The 22620-nt window shown below is 37.0% G+C and carries 16 protein-coding genes; 14 read left to right on the top strand and 2 right to left on the bottom strand.

Annotated features, from left to right (window positions below; all coding sequences use genetic code 11):
- Positions 1-91 precede the first annotated feature (91 nt).
- The gene (locus GD597_RS01585) at positions 92-472 is read left to right on the top strand and encodes a DUF4783 domain-containing protein (protein WP_171606033.1); all 381 of its coding nucleotides are present in this window, start codon (positions 92-94) and stop codon (positions 470-472) included.
- Between the two features lie 153 nt (positions 473-625).
- On the opposite strand, the gene GD597_RS01580 is transcribed toward GD597_RS01585, so the two are convergent.
- A complete protein-coding gene (locus GD597_RS01580) occupies positions 626-1372 on the bottom strand; it encodes an MBL fold metallo-hydrolase (protein WP_171606032.1) in 747 nt (248 codons plus the stop codon).
- Between the two features lie 435 nt (positions 1373-1807).
- On the opposite strand from GD597_RS01580, the gene GD597_RS01575 reads away from it, so the two are divergent.
- The 5 genes from GD597_RS01575 to GD597_RS01555 all read left to right on the top strand — a co-directional run bounded on the left by GD597_RS01575 (position 1808) and on the right by GD597_RS01555 (position 11584).
- On the top strand, positions 1808-6142 hold the full coding sequence (locus GD597_RS01575; protein WP_171606031.1) for an Ig-like domain-containing protein: 4335 nt from the start codon (positions 1808-1810) through the stop codon (positions 6140-6142).
- Between the two features lie 247 nt (positions 6143-6389).
- Entirely contained in the window at positions 6390-6815 is a 426-nt protein-coding gene (locus GD597_RS01570; RefSeq protein ID WP_171606030.1) for an SRPBCC family protein, read from the top strand.
- A 225-nt stretch (positions 6816-7040) separates the two neighbouring features.
- The gene (locus GD597_RS01565) at positions 7041-8423 is read left to right on the top strand and encodes an APC family permease (RefSeq protein ID WP_171606029.1); all 1383 of its coding nucleotides are present in this window, start codon (positions 7041-7043) and stop codon (positions 8421-8423) included.
- Between the two features lie 418 nt (positions 8424-8841).
- Positions 8842-10152, top strand: coding sequence for an aspartyl protease family protein (locus tag GD597_RS01560; protein ID WP_171606028.1), 1311 nt, complete (start codon positions 8842-8844; stop codon positions 10150-10152).
- Between the two features lies 1 nt (position 10153).
- Complete coding sequence (locus GD597_RS01555; RefSeq protein WP_171606027.1) at positions 10154-11584, top strand: serine hydrolase domain-containing protein; 1431 nt, start codon at positions 10154-10156, stop codon at positions 11582-11584.
- 384 nt (positions 11585-11968) lie between these two features.
- Here GD597_RS01555 and GD597_RS01550 read toward each other — a convergent pair whose 3' ends face one another.
- Positions 11969-12493 (bottom strand): SOUL family heme-binding protein, encoded by a 525-nt coding sequence (locus GD597_RS01550; RefSeq protein ID WP_171606026.1) that lies wholly within the window; start codon positions 12491-12493, stop codon positions 11969-11971.
- A gap of 578 nt (positions 12494-13071) precedes the next feature.
- Here GD597_RS01550 and GD597_RS01545 point away from each other — a divergent pair.
- The 8 genes from GD597_RS01545 to GD597_RS01505 all read left to right on the top strand — a co-directional run bounded on the left by GD597_RS01545 (position 13072) and on the right by GD597_RS01505 (position 22417).
- Positions 13072-13725 carry a CPBP family intramembrane glutamic endopeptidase gene (locus GD597_RS01545; RefSeq protein WP_171606025.1) on the top strand — a complete coding sequence of 218 codons (654 nt, stop codon included), beginning with the start codon at positions 13072-13074 and terminating at the stop codon, positions 13723-13725.
- 84 nt (positions 13726-13809) lie between these two features.
- A complete protein-coding gene (locus GD597_RS01540; protein ID WP_171606024.1) occupies positions 13810-14004 on the top strand; it encodes a hypothetical protein in 195 nt (64 codons plus the stop codon).
- A 63-nt stretch (positions 14005-14067) separates the two neighbouring features.
- Positions 14068-14481, top strand: a complete 414-nt coding sequence (locus GD597_RS01535) for a hypothetical protein (RefSeq protein ID WP_171606023.1) — start codon at positions 14068-14070, stop codon at positions 14479-14481.
- Positions 14482-14892: 411 nt separating this feature from the next.
- On the top strand, positions 14893-15615 hold the full coding sequence (locus GD597_RS01530; RefSeq protein WP_171606022.1) for a hypothetical protein: 723 nt from the start codon (positions 14893-14895) through the stop codon (positions 15613-15615).
- Between the two features lie 128 nt (positions 15616-15743).
- Positions 15744-16364: a class I SAM-dependent methyltransferase gene (locus tag GD597_RS01525; RefSeq protein WP_171606021.1), complete on the top strand. Its 621-nt coding sequence runs from the start codon at positions 15744-15746 to the stop codon at positions 16362-16364.
- 792 nt (positions 16365-17156) lie between these two features.
- A complete protein-coding gene (locus GD597_RS21845; protein ID WP_216368493.1) occupies positions 17157-18527 on the top strand; it encodes a peptidylprolyl isomerase in 1371 nt (456 codons plus the stop codon).
- Between the two features lie 452 nt (positions 18528-18979).
- Positions 18980-19744, top strand: coding sequence for a DNA-deoxyinosine glycosylase (locus GD597_RS01510; protein WP_216368492.1), 765 nt, complete (start codon positions 18980-18982; stop codon positions 19742-19744).
- Between the two features lie 273 nt (positions 19745-20017).
- Positions 20018-22417 carry a hypothetical protein gene (locus GD597_RS01505; RefSeq protein WP_171606020.1) on the top strand — a complete coding sequence of 800 codons (2400 nt, stop codon included), beginning with the start codon at positions 20018-20020 and terminating at the stop codon, positions 22415-22417.
- Positions 22418-22620 lie beyond the last annotated feature (203 nt).

The raw sequence follows: 22620 nt of genomic DNA, 5'->3' as shown, positions 1-22620 counted from the left end.
TGGGTAGTTAACAGAACATGCTATTTTTACCAAATACATTCAACACACAGATTGGCATACTTTTGGCGTAATAACAGTTAAATCACAGGATATGAAAAAGATTATTTTTTTAATGGGCTTGATGGCAGCGGTAGCAGTACCCGCTTTTGCAGGCGATAACGACAATATCATCAGCGCATTAAAACAGGGCAATGCAGCACAGTTTACCGCCTATCTCGACAATTTTATCGATCTTAAACTACCCGGAAAAGAGGAAATAAAAAATATAGGTAAAACTCAGGCTTCCATCACCGTTAAAGGTTTTTTTGATGATAATAGTATTAATGGGTTCGACCTTAGTTCTCAAAGAGAAATGGGCGGTACCAGCTATTTAACCGGTAAATTACAAGGTGCCGGAAAAACCTATAATATAACCGTGTTAATGAAGGCCAAGGGCGATAAATTGTCTATCATCACCGTTCGTATAAATTAGTTGTAATTATATGTTTTACAAAGCCTGGCTATTGGCCGGGCTTTTTTTGTATATGGTAGTTTTATGGGCCAGGCTTTAGTACAATGGTGATGCTTTACTTGCGTCGCACACTGGTACTGTATAACACAAGGCAACTATAAATACACGCAAAATCTATTCCTTTTCAAAAGTAAAATAGGGTGTTTTTACATCGTGATAGAATAAAAAGGTCCAGCCTTGTTCCTTACCCTGCTGCCACCATAATTGTCTTAACTCCATACATTTTTTGCCATCAAAATCGTATTTGGCAATAAACTTGTTTTTCATTTGCTGCAGTTGTGGTGCATCATCGCCGCCAAAGAAAATGGTTTCATTATTTTCTTTTATCCAGTACACCTGGTGGTATTTACTATGTGCGCCGGTAATATGGTAATGTATATAATCATCAATAATGCCATCGCCATTAAGATATACTACCTGTTTATTGTTTTCCAGTACAGAAATTTCTTCGGCCATATACGATGGAAAGCCAATATCCATGGCATATTCCAATTCCTTTTGTTGTACATAATACCTAGCATTGGGAAATGCCAGGTGGTAATTGCCCAGTTTGTCTTTAATACTAATACCGCCGGCATGGTCTTTATGCAAATGTGTCATTAACACTTTTGTTATATCGCCGGGTGCTATACCATTGGCCTGCAAATTGGCATATAATTGTAATTGCCCGTTGGTAGAAAAGCCCAGACCGGCATCCAGTAGCAAAATATCTTTTTCGGTTTTTACAACAAAGGGTTGTACTTCTACCAACAGGCTGCCAACGGCCCGTTGCTGTAAATCATCGGTTGCCAGGTTAAAGGGAACAAATATTTTGGTTTTATCTATGGTAAATACACCTTCTGAAAGCGGAATAATTTGCATGCTTGCCTTTTAACAATGAGGCGCAAAAATAAACGCTATTGCGCAATTAAGCCGCTTTCTGTTTGCTGTTATGGCTGTAATTGATTTGTACAGCCTTACTAAGACACACATTCTAATGATGCTTACTGCCTTTTTCCGACCTGGTTGCAGGTGCACAAGAGTGCGACGCAAGCGGTGCTGCTTTTTGTAACAATGCCTGGCCAATACATATTACTACAGTTTTCAACGGCAAAGTATTAATTGGCTATTAAAAAGGATTTATAGGGTATAATATTTTATTCGGGGTGTCTTATACATACTAGGATTGCATGCATATCTATTTTCATTGTGCAGTTAACTGATACCACATCCTCACTACCGTATCAATATTAGCCGTAAGATGGAGCACCATGAAAAGCATGTAAAGGCATTTTCACCAAATAATATTCCTGCTTTATGAATGAACTTTCGCGTTATACCAACCTTCCCAAAGGAAGATTGAAGCTGGCACTGGCTATTGCTGCTGCACTATTTTTCTCGTGCCTGCTTACTGCAAGGGCGCAAACACTTGTTTGGCAGGATAATTTTGATTCGCCTGCAATTAACGGCAACAGCTGGACATATGATTTTGGCGATGGCTGCGAAAGGGCATTGTGTGGCTGGGGTAATTCGGAACTGGAGTATTATACCAGCCGGCAGGAAAATGTACGTGTAGAAAATGGTAGCCTGATTATTGAAGCCAGAAAGGAAATGTTTGGTAATAGTGCTTTTACATCGGGGCGTATTAAAACAGAAGGCCGCATACACTTTACATATGGCACTATTGAAGCAAGAATAAAAGTGCCCGATATTAAAAATGGCCTTTGGCCTGCTTTATGGACATTGGGAACCGTAGGTGGCGTATGGCCAAATATTGGTGAAATTGATATACTGGAAATGGGCGCCCAGGCTGCATTACAAGCCAACCTGGCCAATAAAAGAATTAGCGCTGCCGCGCATTGGGATAATGCGGGTACCAAGGGTGATACTGTAGCCGCATATGATAATGCCACTGATTTATCAGCTGATTATCACCTATATAAAATGGTATGGACAGCACAAACCATTACCATGTTTATTGATGATATTCAATATTTTTCTTTTGACATAAGTAACCCCAATAATAGCCGGGAGGAATTTCATAACCCGCATTTTTTATTGTTAAACCTGGCCGTGGGTGGCGCTTATACTGGTATATTTAATACCAATGCCATCACTGCCCCTTTACCGGGTAAAATGTATGTTGATTATGTAAAACTGTACCAGAATAGCGGTGATGAATTGTATATTGGCACCGATCATGCCCCCGCCGGCAATTTTGGTGTTTTAACCGAAACAACACCTGTTACCGATTCTTTGCATTTTGGTACTGAAGCAACTTTGTATTACTGGAATAATTTAACCAATATTACCAATCCGGCACCCACACCTTTTGAAGGTAATAGCCTGCTGGCCGTGCATGCTGCCGCCAACGACTGGTTTGGTATGGGTATAGATAACAGGTATGTTAACCTTACGAATTTTGCTACCGGCTCATTAAAATTTCATTTTAAAACCACTTATGCAGGCCAGTTTAAAATAGGTATTAAGACCGGTCATGGAGAAACCTGGATGAACTTTGCCGCCGGCACCCAAAAATATGGACTGGTAAGGGATGGCAGCTGGCATGAGATAAGCATACCGCTTGCCGATTTTAGCAACCCTGATTTGGGTATGAACATCGATTTGTTCTCCATAAAAAGTGCATTTATGTTTGCGGGAGACCCGGCCGCAGGAAATGCAGATTTTTACTTTGATGATATTTATTACACGGGTGGCGTTTCGCCAAATCCGCCGCCAACGGTTGCCATAGATGCACCACTTAACAATGGCATTATAAATACCCCTGCGAATATTACCATTAATGCCACCGCTGCAGATGAAAATGGTACAGTAACAAAAGTAGATTTTTATAGCGGCAGTACATTATTGGGTACCGATAACACCAGCCCTTATAGTTATACCTGGAACAGTGTACCAGCAGGTATTGATACCCTTACCGCCAAAGCCACCGATGATGAGGGTGCAGTAACTACTTCGGCAGCTGTGATTGTATTTGTAGCAGCACCTGGTAATATAGCACCAACTACAAGTATTAGTCTGCCTGCCAATAATGCCACCTATCTAACCCCTGCTGCAATAACCATTAATGCTACTGCTACTGATGGTGATGGCAGCATTTATACAGTAGCTTTTTATAATGGGAATGTTTTATTGCATACCGCCACCAGCAGCCCCTATACCTATACCTGGACCGGCGCCACAGCGGGTAATTATGCACTAACTGTAAAAGCAACTGATAATGGTGGATTAACCACTACATCGGATATTATCAATATTACGGTATCAGATCCTGTTGTGCCGGCGGTAAGTATTACTTCGCCTGCTACCAACAGCAGTTTTTCACCACCAGCTACTATTACCATTAATGCTACAGCCACAGATGCTAATGGCACCATCACCAAAGTAGATTTTTACAATGGCGGCTTATTATTGGGAACTGATAATACCAGCCCCTATAGTCTTATCTGGAGCAATGTAACCTTAGGTAATTACACCTTAACAGCAAAAGCTACCGATAATGATAACAATGTAAGTACCTCCACGCCTGTGGCTATTTCTGTAAAACCAGTGGCTTGTACCGGTGTGGCCGTAAGTGGAGACTATAGTTATGAAGTGTATACCGCTTCTGGGACCGTGTATTATACTTTTCACCCATTAGCACCTATTGCAGGTAGTTCGTCTGCCATTATTTATGTAAGGGAAGGTGCAGGATCCGGTGCCTATCCCGGTTATAATATGACTGCTTCAGGTGCTGATTTTACCTTTAGCAAATCCATTACCGATGGCACACTTACCAGTTTTTATTTTTCGTATAATGTGCCAAGCGGTGGTGAAAGAAATTCCAGTGCCGACCCACACTCGTATATTACAGGTACTGTATGTGTGGCAGGCGCACCAACGGTTTCAATTACTTCGCCTGCAGAAGCAGCCAGCTTTACAGCGCCAGCCAGCATTACCATTAATGCCAATGCATCTGATGCTGATGGTAGTATAACCAAGGTAGATTTTTACAACGGCGCTACCCTCATTGGCACCGATGTAAGCAGTCCCTACAGTTTTACCTGGACCGATGTTGCTGCCGGCAATTATGCATTAACGGCAAAAGCTACCGATAATAGCAGTCTTGCTACCAGCTCAATACCTGTAAATATTATTGTAAATGTGCCTAATACCAATGGCTATTGCGGCACCGCATTTAGTGGTGATTATGAATACAAGGCAGAAACCACTGGCGGCATTGTTACATTTACTTTTCATCCTTTGGCGCCTATTGCAGGTAGTGCCTATGCCCTAATTTATGTGCGGGAAGGGTTAACCGGTGGTTACCCCGGCTATAGCATGACAGCATCCGGCAGCGATTTTATTTTTACCAAAACCATTGCCAATGCAACACCTATAAGTTTTTACTTTACTTATAATATTCCAACAGGTGGTGAAAGAAATAGCAGTGCCAACCCGCATAGTTATATCGTGGGCGATAATTGCACCGGCATTACCGGTACGCCGCCATCGGTAAACATTACATCCCCAGCCAATAATGCCATTTATACTGAACCCGCTACCATTACTATAAATGCCAATGCTACAGATGTGGATGGCACCATTAGTAAAGTAGAATTCTATAACGGTGCTACTTTATTGGGTACGGATCTTAGCAGTCCCTATAGTTTTACCTGGACAAATGTGCCGGCCGGTAATTATATTATTACCGCCAAAGCCACTGATAACAGTGCTTTTACCACTATTTCTTCCATTGTAAATGTGGTGGTAAATATTAATAACGAGGCAGGTTTTTGTGGTACTGTTGATAATGGCGATTATAGTTATAAAGTAACTACGGTGGGCGAAAATGCAGTATTCCAGTTTCATCCTTTATCGCCTATACAAGGCTGCTCCTATGTGTATATTTATGTACGCGAAGGCCTTACCGGTGGCTACCCCGGCTATGCCATGACGGCCATTGGTGCAGATTTTACATTTACCAAAGCCATTGCCAATGGCACACCGCTTAGCATTTATTTTACCTATAACGTACCATCTGGCGGCGAAAGAAATTCCAGTGCTACACCACATAGTTATACCGTGGGTACAATTTGCAGTGGCTTATTGCCTGTTAACCTGTTGCAATATGCTGCGGCATTGCAATCCAATGGAACGGTAGCTATTACGTGGACAACCTCTGCCGAAATAAATAACGATCATTTTATAATTGAGAAAAGTATAAACGGCAGCCAGTTTACGTTGTTGGCAAATGTAGCAGCACGGAATGCAACAGCCAATATGGCTTCCTATTCCTTAACCGATCAGCACCCGGTAAATGGACTTAATTATTACCGCCTAACACAGGTAGATAAAGATGGTCGTTTTACCATTTATGGGGTAAAAACCTTACAGGTGCAGGGCAAAAATGCTGGTATTATTGTGTATCCAAATCCGGTAAAAGGCAATATTGTACAGGTGGTATTACCAACAAATGCCGTACAGGCATTAAAGGTGCAGCTATTCAATATTACCGGTAAACTGGTGTATAGTGGCAACCTGTTACCAACTGCCAATACCTTGCAACTTAGCTTGCCGGCAAAACCAGCGGCTGGCGTGTATATGCTATCGGTAGAAGGGTATGCGCCTGTAAAATTAATTGTACAGTAAAAAAATATCATGCTCTAAAAGCCATTGATCATTTGGTCAATGGCTTTTTTTATTGGCCCGGCTCTAAACCTGTTATCCCGCAGCCGTTGCGTCGCACACTTGTACGGCTGGATCATTTATGCAGCTAAACAGAATATTGGTATTTGGTAAAATATATTTGCAGGTAATATTTATAACCTATTTTTAAAAAGTGCAGCACTATTCATGTGTAATTGCACCTATATTCACCAGTATAAACACCAGCAAAATGGCAACCAATATTTCAGTTATTCATATCAATGCATCAAAAGAAAAAGTGTGGCATACCATTACCCATCCTGCCATGGTAAAACTTTGGCAATATGGCAGCGACCTGATCACTACCTGGCAAGTGGGCAGCAGCATACGCTTTAGTACCGAATGGCAGGGTAAGTTATTTGAGCAATGGGGGCAGGTGCTGGAGCTGGTGCCCAACCAACTGGTAAAATATAGTTTGTTTGCACCCCGGCCAGATTTGGAAGACAAACCCGAAAATTATTTTATCATGCATTATGTGTTAACGGGCGAAAACGGTATCACCACACTTACTATTATACAGGAGGATAATCGACCCAATGCTGTACAGGAAGCACCTCAGGGTGAAGAAAATCCCGTATTGCAATTGTTAAAACAGATTGCAGAAACGGCAGATTAAGCCGTTAAATGGTTCAGACAAAATGAAGTTGCCGCTACTAATTATCATGCATGTCATTTTATAACACAACACCATGTATCATCCAGTTAAAGGTTATGTTTTGCTTACGCAAAAAAGCTTTACCCTAAAGTTTAAATTACCGTATTGCCCACCTCGAACTACAAACTATTCTTTAGCTTTTAGTACTTTAATCAACAATACCTATTTTTAGTATAAATAGCATTCATGAATGAAAAAGCAGGTGCAACTAAAGGACTAAAAAAAGCATTAGGATTTCCCTCATTGTTTATAATAACCATTGGCATAGTTGTATCTCAAACCTCTGTTGTTTCCATATTGCAGGGTGCAGGCATGGGTGGGGGCGCTTTTTTTATCGCTATTTTCATTGCTTTCCTCATCGCCTTATGTTATATTTCAACTTATTCTGAGTTGGCCTTAATGATGCCAAAAGCAGGAAGTATTAGTACGTATACTGCCGTTTCCATAGGGCATTTTCCCGCTATTATTGCTGCGCTTTCGGCCTATGTGGCACCCGCTATCTTTGGCTCACTGGGAGAATTACTGTTGTTGCAAAATGTAGTTGATACCATTTCTCCCGACACGTTTACGCATGTTGCCCTGGTAGTGGTATGGATATTTACCTTACTTAATATTTTGGGTATAGATCTGTTTGCTTCTGTACAAAGTATCGTATCCTTTATTATGTTGGTAACCCTGTTAGTGATTGGATTTGCGGGCTTATCAACAACTACTAATGAGGGCACCGCCCCGGCGGAAATATGGCAACAGCTTACCTATCCTGATAGTGCTGTATTTACGTTAATCCTGGTAGCACTCTGGCCTTTTATTGCATTTGAAATGGTGTGTGATTTTATAGAAGAGGCAAAAAATCCCGCAAAGCATATTCCTAAAGCCATGTTTAGCGCATGCATTGTTTTAATGTTTGCATATAGTTTGGTAGCATTTGTTGCCATGAAATCAGTGGCAGCAGATCAACTTGCCGGCTCAGCAATCCCTCATCTGGTTGTAGGAAAAATGATTTTTGGTGATGCCGGAAAAATGGTGGTTTTAATTTTATCAATCACCACTACTTGTGGGTTTATCAGTACAGGGTTTGCTACAACACCCAGATTATTATATGGTATGGCACATCACAAGCAGTTACCACCCATATTTATGCGCTTGCATCCAAAATGGCGCACACCATGGTTTGGCATATTGTTTCTGGCAACAATCATCACCATTGCCCTTTTATTGATTAAAAACAATACAGATGGCTTATTGATGCTGGTCATTTCAGGGGCAAGCTGTTATTTGCTGGCTTACATTATTACCCATATAGATGTAATGGTATTGCGAAAAAGATATCCCAATTATCCGCGGCCGTTTACATCTCCCTGGTTTCCTTTATTGCAAATTATTGGCATATCCGGAATGGTGTATGCGTTTATCAATAATTCTCCAAGTCCTGAATTAAGAGCAGAGGTTTTTATCAATGTAGCCTTGTTTATTGGCCTGTCAGGGGTATTTGCTTTTTGCTGGGTAAAATTTAAAATGAAAAAGGGACTGTTTCAACCTGAAGCAATTGAACAAGCCATTAAAGATTAGCTGTAAATATTTGCAGCTTTACTTACCTAAAAGCGGCAATCATTACCAATTGTAGAATTGTATCATATTGATAAAGTGACAGGTTGTATATTTTTTTAGCCATGCAGCATAACAGCTATCCCGCATCCGTTGCGTCGCACTCTTGTACGGCTATAACTTAATGGGGCTTTTTTGTTTTGGGGTTTTAAGAATAATATACTTTGTGTACAGGAAACAAGGCAAAAAAACTGTGGGCATGAAAATTTTATTTTAAATTGTATTGCTGCTGTTAACAACACAAAATGCTGCTTTGATACATATCAATAGCTTTCCAGAGTGCCGGTTAATAGCATACATCTTTGGGGTTGCAGTCATTAGAAAGTCAACACCCAAACCAGCAAGAAGCCGACAAATACCAATAAATTTTTAAATCCTGGAAATGAAATCAGCAATTCTATATTTTTTATCTGTGCTTTTTTTGTTTACAAATTCAGCATTTGCCCGGGACGGGGTAAAATTAATTAAAGCCAATTCCCCTAAAATATCCATCAGGGATGGTTCGGAGGGTAAAACGCGGTATTGGAATCATCTAATAAAATCCCAGTCACCCATTGTATATCATTTGGCTAAAAATGGCAAAATGAGGCAGGTTGTTTTCTATACCGATGTTGATTCCATCTCTATGCAGGTAGAAGCAGAAGCAGATTATTCTTTTAAAGTATTATTAAATGAATCAGATACATGTACAGTGATTTTAACCACAAAAAATCATCAATATGTAAAACAGAACAACCCTCAAAATGAAACAGACACAATACCTTTCACATTAAATCAAAACAAGCAAATAATCATAAAAGGGAGTATCAATAATAGCCCCAAAATAGATTTTTGTTTTGACTTGGGTGCCAGGGTTGCTTATGTTATTGGTAAGAATTTTGACAAACCGAATAAATTGGTCCTTGATGGATTAATGGAAGATGAAAGTGTTACCGGGCTATCTACTGAAAAAACAAGTAGCAATAATACTCTTCAATTAGGTAATTTGAATATCAGCAATATGCCAATATGCTATATTGATGAAGCAGGATTTCTTGAAAACGGAGGCGCCCTGGTTGGGTTTAATGTATTCCAAAACAAAATTTTAGAAATAGATTTTGACAATAAACGGTTGATTATACATAATAAACTACCTGAAAAAATCAATACGTATACACAAATAGAATTTAAACAAACCACAGGTGGCTTATATGTACCAGTTACAATTTCTAACGGCAAAAAAATAATTACGGGTTGGTATTTTTTTGATACCGGAGCTGACAATGCTTTAACTTTTGATTCAAGATTTGCAAAAAAGGAAGACCTGTATAATACCATGGCCGTAATTGGCAAGGCCGGAATTGCATCAAGTGAAAACAGGGTTGTTGAGGCAGAAATTTTGGAAGTGCCAACAGTATCAATTGCAGGTTTTACAGTAGAAAATGTACCTGCTTTGTTAGCAAATGAATCCAATGCAGAATCGGCATTTGAAGATGGCGTAATTGGTATTGGTCTGCAATCCAGGTTTAATTTCATAATAGATTATCCAAATAGTAAAATGTATTTACAAACTAACAAATACTTTAATGACTCATTTCTAAATAAAGACGACAGACCAATTAATTTAATTATAGGTATTTCAATTGCAGTATTACTTTCAGCTGGATTTTTCTTCTGGTTTAAAAGAAGAAATTCAAATAAATTAAACAAATAAAATGAAGCATTTAATCGCCGGTATATTCATTATCTGTTGTATAAAAAATGCTACTGCACAAGAAGGTAATCTGATATCTCCCAATATTGAAAAAAAATATTCCCTTTCCTACAAAGAATTGAAAGAATACGAAGGACTTTATCAGTACATTAATAACACAACGCTGAAAATTGCAGCTTCACCAATTGACACTATTTTGCTTTGCATTATTAACGAGAGCAGATACCCATTTACAACAATAGGCAAAGACATATTTTTAAATGCAGTAAAAGATAGTGTGGTTTTTTTAAGAAATAGTGAAAATAAAATTGTTGGCATTAAATCAGGCAAAGACACTTTTAATGCATTACCACAAAAAGTAAGTTTTCCAAAACAAATGTGGTATGCAAGACCTGATATTCCTGCAAATTTTACCTATGTATACCAGCAACCCGAGGATGACAATGACGGATTGAAAACAGGTAATTTAGTTAACACGGGATTAGACAAGGCGCTGCTCAGCGAAATGGTAAAAAAAATTGTTGATGGCACTTATCCTAATGTTCATAGTGTGTTAATAATCAAAGATGGCAAGCTAGTGTTTGAAGAATATTTTTACGAACACAATAAAAACAAGCTACACGAACTTCGTTCTGCCACCAAAAGTTTTATTTCGGCACTCACTGGTATTGCCATTGAAAAGGGTTATATCAAAAGTAAGGAGGAAAAGGTACTTCCCTTTTTTCCTGAATATACTTTTAAACATAATACAGATGCAAAAAAGCAAATCACAATTGAAAATTTGTTGACCAATAAAAGCGGATTAGATTGTGATGTGTACAATCCAAAGGCTGTGGGTAATGAATCGCAAATGGCATACGAGAATGATTGGATTCAATATTCACTTGACTTGCCTATGGTAGATAGTCCAGGCGGCATTGGTCAATATTGTTCCAGTAATCCAATCATTATGGGACGTATTATTGAGAAAGCAACCAAAATGACCTTGCCCGGATTTGCAGCACAAACACTTTTTAAAGACATTGGAATTAAACATTTTGAATGGAACTTTAAACCAGATCCATCAAGTGGAGAAACATTTTGTCAATTAAATATCCGATCAAGAGATATGGCAAAATTTGGTTTGTTATATCTTAACAATGGCTTGTGGAATGGCAAACAGGTAATCCCAAAACAATGGGTACAGCAATCATTAGATAAACATTCCGTAGTGGCAGGGCTTGATTATGGTTATTTATGGTGGACTAAATATTTAGATGCCAATGGAGTGAGGTATTACGGGAAATTGGCGCAGGGTAATGGCGGTCAAAAAATATACATTTTTAAAGAACTAAATTTGGTAACGGTAATTACAGCAGGGCATTACAATATGCAATCCTCAAGCAACGAACTCAATGCAAAGTATATTTTGCCTGCATTTAACAAGAAGTAGGCCATAACCGTTAAAGCAACAAACCGCTAACATGTGGTTTGTAAAAAGCAGGAAGGATGGAATACCACGCAATATTTGTATATCCTGTCCGGAAGTAGATTTACTATAACCTAATTGAAATAGACAATAAAGGGCGGCCAATTACAGCAGTATTTTATTAGCCGGGCAGCATAACTGCTATCTGGCATCCGTTGCGTCGCACTCTTGTACGGTTGGATTATATACGCAGCATGTACTGAGCAATAAAATTGATTATAGGAGTTGAATACGGTTTACCTTCAGCGGAGACACTGATGGTTGAACTGTTCAAACACCAGCTGCAGCCAGATGCTATTATGTTGCAAAACCAACCAAAATATAAATGAAGGCCTTTAGGATTATTATTTATTGCTGGTTCCAATAAACACCCACAATAATTTCATTTCTTCTTCCCCAAAACTGATAGGGTGCATTGTAACCCAAAAAGCGAAAGTTTCCGTAATGCTCAATTCCTTTTGCCGTTAAAGCAGTTGCTAATTTGGCGGCATATGTTTTAATCAACTCATCATTGGCATAACCACCAAACCTGATGGCCGCAACATATTCTTCAGCAGTGGTTTCAATGGCTATAGTTGCATCATTTGGTTTGGGTAAATTATCTTTATTATAGTTCGATGGCATTACAAAACTCATGGAGGATTGCGCTTCATTGATGTTCATATGTACAGGCGTTGTCATGGCAATATTTTTATTGGCATTATTCCCTCCAAAAATAAATGAAGCTAATTTTCTAAATCCCGGAGAGGATAATTCCTTATATGTTTTTGCGGCCATTGAAATGGTTGCCATGGTAGCCGGAGGATACAGGCGTATTTCAAAATCTTCTTCCCTTTTAACAACCTGGTACGGCTGTGTTTCTGTATTTGCCATGGTAAAATAGATGTAAGATGAAATAAATAGAGCCGCAAAAAATACAACGATCAGTAAAATTTATTTTGTGTTAAATTATTTTGCAACCAGCATAAATGTCATTCCAAAAAAACGATGTAACAATACATCAACGTCAATTTTTCAATATTGTTAAAGGTAACTGTTACCAAAGTGAATAAATGGATTATAGTAGTTTAATTTCGTTTGCCGTTGGCGGGAACGCCTACGGAAGCACAGCGGACACCAACAGCAGGAAAGTCTTTGTTGGACAGGCGACCAACAAAGGCGAAGAGCAAAACGCAGACACCAACAGCTGGGAATATTCCGTTGGTCAGGCGGCCAACAAATGCGTAGTGGTGTGCAATTCAACTTTGGGCTTTTGTTCTTAACTTCATCATAAACATCAAAACCTGGCTTTATTCGCAGGGAAATGCTTATAAAATTCCAGCCTTGCAGTAAGCCTTTTTTCGTTGGCTGAAATTGTTAGCTGAGCACGCTTAAATAAATAATAAACCCATAAAAATAAAGCAAGCTATCAGTTCAACTTAAACTTATTATATTTCCTCTTAAAAGTGTGTATGGCCACAAATTTAAAAAATATTATCCTAACAGCACTGGCAATTTGCGTAGTAACTATACTACCCCATCTTGAAATAATTCCACTTCCTTTTGGTTATGTAATTCCGATTCTTTTATTTATTTGGCTGTACCTTAAATTTGATAAAAAGAACTTCTCTTCTTTAGGATTTAGCTTTAAGACATTCAATCTGAAAAGTTTTTTAATTGGTACTATAGCCGGAGTATTAATTTTCTCCTTCCTATATTTTATCTTTTTCCCTCTTTTAAATTATATAGTAGAACTTCCTGATACCAATGTAGAATTATACGACAATTTAAAAGCTAATACAGGATTATACATATTTCTTCTTATTATGGGTTGGCTGGTTGGTGGTATATATGTAGAAATAGTTTTTCATGGTTTCATATTTACTTATATAGAAAAATTACTGCCACGGAGAATTTCACTTACTGTTGGTTTTCTAATTACAAATTTAATTTTTGCACTTTATCATTTTCAACTCGGATATGATGGTGTTATAAATGCATTTTTAGCTGGCATCGGTTATCATATTGTAATACTCATGAATAAGAAAAATTTGTGGTATGGGATAATTTGCCATGCCATATTTGATACAATTGCATTAACATTTCTTTACCTGGGATATATTTAAATAGATAATCGCAAATAATTTTTATTTAACTTCCATTAAAAGCAATTTCAGCCAACATGGGTATTACTGGCAGGAAATGAATAAATGAATTATAGAAGTTTAATGTCGTTTGCTGTTGGCTGGGGCGCCACCGGAAGCTCAACCCTTACAAGAACAGCATTAGGAAATTCTTTGTTGGGCAGGCAATCAACAAAGTCGAGTACAGTGGACACCAACATCAGGTATTTCTTTGTTGGTCAGGCGACCAACAATGGCGAGGCTTTTTTAATACAACCCTAAAGGAAAATGCAACGGATATGGATTTATTGTTGTCAAATATTCATACAACATAAAATTACGCTTATGAAACCTTGGTTATTTATTTTCGCAATGCTGGCCATAACAACTATTGCATCTTGTAAAAAAGCAGATATTATTGAAAATGTTGGCATAGTAGGAAAATGGCAACTGATAGAAGTTTTTAATGGATATGCTAACGGTGGAGATTTTACGTGGAGCCCTGTTTCAATTGATAATGCTCATACCATCACATTTACTCAGAATGGAGAATATAATAAGAAAGAAAATCTTAACGGTAACAATCAGGAATGTATTGGTACATATAGCTTTCAAACTTCAAATAATTTAGAAGTAAATTCTAACTGCAATACAATCACAGAAAAAATGTTTGTTAGTGAGTTGTCAACAAATTCACTTATACTTGACCAATCGGTAATTGAAGGGAAAATTAGATACAAATATTCAGCTTCAAGATGAATACACAACACACAATAAGGGAACGCCAATAGTGGGGCTGGATGGAAGTACAATCATCGGTAGTTCCGGGTTAACGGAATACTAATCCTATCACCATAGGATATACCTACTCGATGATGGCAATTTTAAGCCGCATTTGTTAAGAACAAAAAAGAAACACAAAAAATACCCTTTTGCTTTTGTTGGCGTCCCCGCCAACAAGTTCTTTTTTATCGGTATTCACAAGTAGAATATATGTTTTGGGGGTGCAGTAAACAAGGCAAATAAAACTGACCGCATGCTATTTTTTTATACATTGTATCTACTGATAAACTATGCAAAATGTATATTGCTGGTTTCTTTATTTTCAATAGCTTTCTATTATACAGTTTAACGCCTGATAATTTCAATAAATGAGTTGGCAGTAATTTTATGAAGACCCTACTAACTATAATTGTTTGTTTTTACTACAGCACTTTGTTCGCACAAACAAAGAGGTTTAGCAATGTAACCTATTCAGATGGCGACACTACTATTTGGTATCATATTACACAAAACCTGGTTAAAGACTTGTCACTTATTCGAATTGACACATCATCATCTACTTACTATTTTAGGCTTTGGAATACAACTCAGGTACTTGAAATTTGGAAAAATATTGACAGCTCCTTTTCTGGACAATTAACTACCTGGGTGAGGGAACTTACTCCTGCTAATGAAAAACCTACAGGCCGTATTCAAATATCCAAAAGAATATTACAGGTTGACACGGTTAAGCTAATGCACAATTTAATAGAGGAATCTCAAATGGTATATTTACCTACCGAGGATTCAATTAAGGGTTGGAGACAGGGATTTGACGGCATTACTTACAAAACTGAGTTTGCATCCAAAACTAGCTATGACTTTAAAACATATTGGACACCAAAGGCCCAGGATTCAACTTTACAGGTGGCAAAATTGGTTCAATCATTTGTTGACACTTTATTTCAATCATGTAATGCAAATGCTATATGGAAAGAATTTAGGAAGTCGATTCCATTTGAGAGTTATAGATATGGAATTACAAATGTTAGTAAAGTAGTAACAAAAAAAGAGAGGAGGAGATTTGCAGCAGAACGTAAAAACTACCGCCAACAAAAGTATTTGCAATAGCAGGGCTTCCTCTGCTGCAAAGTAAACTACTATAACCATTGTATTGCACCAGCAATTCGGTTGGTGGCAGCAAATGTTCTTTTGTAACATTTGTTACAATAAGAATATTAATTTTTCAGCACTTTTATATGATGGATAATACATTGCAACATCATTGGGATACAGTTTACAAAACTAAAAACCCGGATCAGGTAAGTTGGACACAGGAAATGCCCAAAACCTCATTGGATTTTATCCATTCATTTGGTATAACAAAAACCGCAAAAATTATCGACATTGGCGGCGGCGATAGTAATCTGGTAGATTATTTACTAAACGAAGGCTTTGAAAACATTACCGTACTCGATATTTCCTCTCAGGCACTGGAAAAAGCAAAAAAGCGTTTGGGTAGCCAGGCAGATAAAATAAATTGGATTGTAAGTGATATCACCGAATTTAAACCAACCACCACCTTTGATATCTGGCACGACAGGGCAACTTTCCATTTTTTAACCACCGCCGAACAGGTTGCAAAATACCTGGAGCGGGCAAGAAACGCTGTTTCAGGTTTTTTAACTATTGGTACATTTTCAAACAATGGTCCGGAAAAATGTAGCGGTTTACCCATTACACAATACAGCGAAGAAAATTTAACCACAGCACTTCAAAACGGGTTTCAAAAAATACGTTGCATAACGGAAGACCATATAACCCCGTTCGCTACCACACAAAATTTTCTGTTCTGTAGTTTTAAGCGGCAACAAAATTAACTGGCACAACTATACGCAGGGTATAATACAACCCATACAACCCCGGCTCATTCTCCAACCACCCAGTAAATCCCGGGTGGGAAAATATAGCAAAATCAACCACCAAAAACCTAACATTTTAGGTTATATAACCTAAACGTTTAGGTTTGGTAACCTAAAATCTCCCGTCCTTAACCCAACAGCTTCGGTGTATAACCCAACAGATTAGGTGTTTAACCCAAAAATTTGGGTCAAATACCCAACATTTTAGGTTGGGTAACCTAAAGTTTTGGGTTGGGTAACCTAAAAATTTGCGTTATTAACCCTAATTCTCTTGTTAAAAACGCAACGTTTTCCCACTTTATCCAAAAAGCATTCGTTTTTAGAGAAATAAGGGGCTGCCAACCAAAGTGGTATTTTTTTGGGCCAGGCAGGGTAGCTGCTATCCCGCATCCGTTGCGTCGCACACTTGTACGGTTGGATATGCTATTGGGCTTTTTTGGGTGGGGGTTATCTAGAATAATTTTATTTGGGTGCAGTAAACAAAACAAAGAAAATTGAGCGTATGATATTTTATTATAAATTGTATTGCTGCTATAAAACAATAGAAAATGTATAAAGCCAGATTGTTGATTATCAATAACTTTCCATTATACAGTATAATGTCTAATGGCATCAATCCTTGAGTTAGCTGTAATTTCCCCTTACTGCTTAATATACATTACATGAGTAAAACCCTAATAAAAATATTTTCATGCAAATTTCAATATTATTCCCTCTAATCATATTATTTTATAATTACAAAAACTCAATATGAAACTTTTTAATTTAACAATACTATTATTCCTGTATATAGGAATTTTATCAGCACAAAATAAAAGTAGTAATGTCAAGAACGAAAATGTAATTAAACTAACTACTAATAAAGGTATCGTTCTTATAAAACTATACGATGGTACTCCACTACATCGAGATAATTTCTTAAATCTTGTCAACAAGGGATTTTATAATGGTCTAACATTTCATCGTATAATAAAAGGCTTTATGATTCAAGGCGGAGACCCTAAAAGCAAAAATGCAACCAACGAAACAATATTAGGAGAGTCAAGTAATGATACAGTTAGAATTCCTGCGGAATTAAAATTGGAATATTTTCATAAACGAGGAGCATTAGTTGCAGCGAGAGACTTTAATCCAGAGAAGGCAAGCGACCCTTATCAATTCTATATTGTACAAGGAAAAATCTATACCGATTCTGAAATTGATAAAATTGAAAGTCAAAATTCAATTAAATATACCCAAGAGCAAAGAGATATCTATAAAAATGTCGGAGGCACTCCTCTCTTAGACCAAAAATTTACAGTATTTGGAGAGGTGATTGGTGGGTATGAAGTGATTGAAAAAATTGCGAACTCTCCTACTAATGGAGATAATAAACCATCTATAGCTATTACAATGAAAATGGAAATTAGTAGCTTTTCAAGTAATAGTGAGTTATCTCGATTGAACAAGAACCCCGAATTTAACAAAATAGAATTTTCAGAAGTTCAAAACTTCAAGATTGATGACTATGTGTATTCGGGGAGAGTAAAAGGCAGAAATCCGGATGGACATGGAAAGTGGACTAAATCCGATGGCACTTGGTATGAGGGAGAATTCAAGGACGGGATTGAAAATGGGATTGGTACATTAAGGCAGCCAAATGGATTAAGATATACAGGAAATTTTACCAATGGCTTGCCAAATGGACAATTTAAAATTGAAAGATGGACATTAATGGGTATTGCCAAAGATGAATGGACAGCAATATATAATGATGGCGAGTTAGTAAGTTCATCCCAAACAGAAACAGGAATGACAGATTTTTTGAATAGTAAACCGACAACTTCAAGTTCATCAACTAAACAAGAAAATAACAGCAACAAAACTATTAAGGAAATCCCAACTGTAAAAAAGATTGAATTTGAGCAAACTAAATCATCCTTTGTAATGGGTGAATCTGAAAAATATTATGTAACATTCAGTGATGGTACAACGGGATATTTATTTTTTTCAAAAAAATATAGTCAATGGTATATCAACGATGGTGCAACTAATTTTGGTTATGACTCAAAAGACAATGCACTTTCAGCATTATACGAATACAAAGACAAAGGAACAATAAGAAAAACAGGACGGAAGTAATAAAACTACAGCCAACATTTGTATTGCCAATAGTGGGGCTTGACATTGAAACAATCAGCATCGGGTTTGTCTAGACCTGAAATATGTTGACTAAAACTCAACTTAAAAGGGTCAACAATGGAGCTGCCAACCATACTAGTATTTTTTAGCCATTTAGGGTAACTACAATCAGGCATCTATTGCGGCGCACACTTGTACGGTTGGATACGCTATTGGGCTTTTATGAATGGGGTATGTAGAGTAATTTTATTTGGGTGCTGGAAATAAGGCAAAGAAAAATCGAGTGTATGATATTTTTTTATACATTGTATTGCTGCTATAAACAATACAAAATGTATAATGCTAGATTGTTGATTATCAATAGCTTTCCATTATACAGTATAATGTCTAATAGCATCTTTCCTTGAGTTATAGCCAATGGTAAAACAGCATCCGTCTCCGAAATGAATAATATGACACTTCACGAAGCAATAGAAAGACTTTTACGCCAAACCGGACGTCCAATGACAACCCTGCAAATTGCTGACGAGTTGAATAAAAATGGGTGGTATCAAAAAAAGGACGGTTCGGCAATTCAAGCTTTTCAAATTCATGGCAGGACAAGAAACTATGCAAACATTTTTGACCGTGACGGCTCGACAGTTTCTTTAATCGGTCAATCAAAAACTAAAGTAGTAGCAAGGACGACAGATAAACCAAAAGCAACAAAACAATTGCCAAAAGCAGCCTCGACACACACTAAAACTTCATTCGACCCAATTTCAAATGCTGACACGACCATTTTGATTTTAGGAACTATGCCTGGCGACAAATCACTTGAACTTGGTGAGTATTACGGACATTCAAGAAACCGATTTTGGAAAATCATATCAACAATTACAAGCAATGAATTACCATTGATCTACTCGGACAAAAAAGCACTTTTACTAAAATCAAAAATTGGAATTTGGGATGTAGCTCATAAAGCAAATAGAAAAGGCAGCCTTGACAGTGCAATCGAAGATGAAGAGCCTAACGACTTAGACAGTTTTATATCAAACCACAAGAATTTAAAAGTAATTGGTTTCAATGGAACAAAATCTAAGTCACTTTTCGACAAATATTTCGACAGAAAAAGCGGAATAAAATATATTGCTTTACCAAGCACAAGTCCAGCAAACACAGGAATTGACTTTGAAAATATTTGCAAACAATGGCGGCTCATTTTGACCAAATAATTGACGGTCGACCAAAACCACTGGCTATAACATCAGGTTTGCTGCAAGGCTGGCTAGACATTGGAGCAATGGTCATTTTATCGCTGTTATGCTTCATCTGGGCTGGACCTACATTGATGGGCTTTTGTTTGTAAACCTGTACTTTTATATCTTTAATCAGAAGCGGTTCCGGGCAGGATGAGAAATGAATACCAGCCCTGCAACAAGCCCTGCCCGTAAGCGGCTATTTTAAGACAGACACCAATGAAACATCAAGCAATACCAAAATAAGAAATGACAATAGGCGTAAACCAGACAGTATCACCAATAAAATTATGTTTTCTAATTGAGCCTAACTCTGAAAGTAAATTTGAAAGAGCGATTAAAATTGGGTTCTCGTATTGGGGCGGAATTTTCAGTCCAATTTTACCTCTTTACCCAGTTTTGCCAAACGAATTTAAAAGTGAATATGGTATAGAATATGACGCTTTAGATTATTATATAAATACAATAGACAATTTTGATCCCGACATTATTCTTTACGACAACTCCTTGGATGTAGATTATATTAAGACATTAATTGGCGACAGAACCTTACTGACAATAGAAGACTTTCTTTCTGACACAGAAAAGGGAGAAATTAGTTATGGAATAAGCATTCTTGAACTAATTTATAATATCATCGAAACAGAATTTAAATTTATTAGAAATGACAACTTAAAACTTACTCTGGCATACACTCAAAATTCTTGTTTATTTTTGAAATCATTTATTGGTTGCTTTGTTGACGGCTTTCAAACGGAAATAGGTAATCAATTAAAATCATCTTCATTTTTTGAACAGCCTGAAATATCATTTGACAACATTGGTGACCATTTTCCAAATCGCAATATTGATACATTAAATATCAATATGAAAGGAATAAAAGCATATCCTGTAAGACACTGGTACAAGGGCGAAGGCATATATTTTATAAATGATGAAAGGCTAAATGATATTATTAATTATTGGAACTTGAGGGCACTTGGTTGGAATGTAATTCCCATACCTCTTAAACAAATTAGCAACAAATATTTTAGTGGTTTAATAGAACGATATTGTCAGCATCATTTAAACAAGCCTGAAAGTTTCTCATTAATTAATTATCTAATCAGCACGACAACAACAGTAGAGCAAAAACAAAGTATTGACCTTAAATTTAAAGAAATTAGAGAAAAAATTGGAGACAAGTTAAATATCGCTTTTCAAGGTTGGTTTCCACGATTTTGGGCAGCAGACCGGTCGGTATTGGAAGCCGACAAAGTGTTGTGTGAAAAAACAGAAATTAATTCTACGTATTCACAAGTAGAAGTACAAGAAAATCTTGTAAAGTTTAAAACTGACAACTTACCGTTCAAGCTTAATCACAATTACAATATTCAAGCTTCACATAAGGTCAATCTTTCATTTAGTTACTTTGATGAATATTTAAACGATGCAGGACTGATATACGGTATAGAAACAATTGATTGGGTAAGATTAACACATTCATACAGTCTAGATAAATGGCGCCTTTCTAAAACGGGCTTAAGCTACTACCTAAGCAAATATGATGATGAGGTGTATTTTTTTATTCCAAAAGCGAAAGATTTTTTTATGGTGTTTTTTGCTAAAAGTGGAAATATACTAAAAGAAACTTCAAATGGCCGTCTCGCAAATGAAGTATTAAAGAACATTGGAGGCATACGAGGTTCACATTTTTTACAAAATAAGTCTTCGCTTAAAATTCTTGAATTAATTGAAGACAGTAAAAACGTTTATCACCCGGCATTAGTTGGAGAAATAAAGAAAAGTTTGAAGAACAACAATAATGAACAAGTCAATTATTACATTAAAAGAATAATAGAAAATAAAATAATTGAGTTTGGTTCGATTCTTCAATGTGAAGTTTGTCATCAACACGCTTTTTATCTTCCATCTGAATTAAAAGAAATGATGACTTGTGCTATTTGCAGAAATAATTTTAGTCTGCCAATGCACCAACCAACTGAAATAAAATGGGCTTATCGTGGAATTGGACCTTTCAGTAAAAACAATAAAGTTGGTGGTCTAATAACGGTATTTTTAACTCTCAAATTATTTAATCAAGAATTTGCCGACATTTCAGGTAATATGTCTGCATTAATCGGCTTTGAACTTCTAAAAAACAATAAACCAAAGGAAGTTGACCTTGCAGTTCTGCTCCAAGAAAAACATAAAGAAAATATTCCGCCAGACTTAGTTTTTTGTGAATGTAAAACATACAAAAACTTTACAACTGACGATGCAAATAGAATGATTGAGTTAGGAACGGAATTCCCCAACTCAATTCTGACATTTGCAACACTAAATGAAGAACTAACAGAAAATGAAAAAACAGAAATTTTAAGAGTTGTAAATAATTTTAGAACAGGTTATGGGCACCGACCAACAAATCCCATCCTTATTTTGACTGCAAAAGAATTGTTGCCAAATCGTTTTAGGGGTCATTTTGACGAATACGAAAAAGATTCTAAACCTTATCACAGACGCAACGACTGGATTGGAAGTTTATGTGAATTTACGGTAAAGAAACACCTGAATTTAAAAACTTGGGGGGAAATACAAGGTGAATTATGGCAAGTTGAAATGAAAAAACGAAACGAAGCGATGAAAGACAAACGAACGACAGAATAAAACCAGCCGCTAAGATTGCATTGGCAATATGGCTGGTAGACGAATATATTTTCAACTTTTTGTTTGTTAATCGGCCTGAGTTCCAGCAGGCGAATAATGCCGGGCAACAAAATAATAAATGAGCTTTTGTATCTTTAATCAGAAGCGGAACCCGGCGGAAGGAACAAATAATACCGCCACATCGCCAATGCTTTAATTCGCTG

The organism is Limnovirga soli, assembly GCF_013106755.1.
In the GTDB taxonomy this organism is placed as follows: Bacteria; Bacteroidota; Bacteroidia; order Chitinophagales; family Chitinophagaceae; genus Limnovirga; species Limnovirga soli.
The sequence above is the reverse complement of the archived record's forward strand: the minus strand, read 5'-3'. Positions and strand labels throughout refer to the sequence as shown.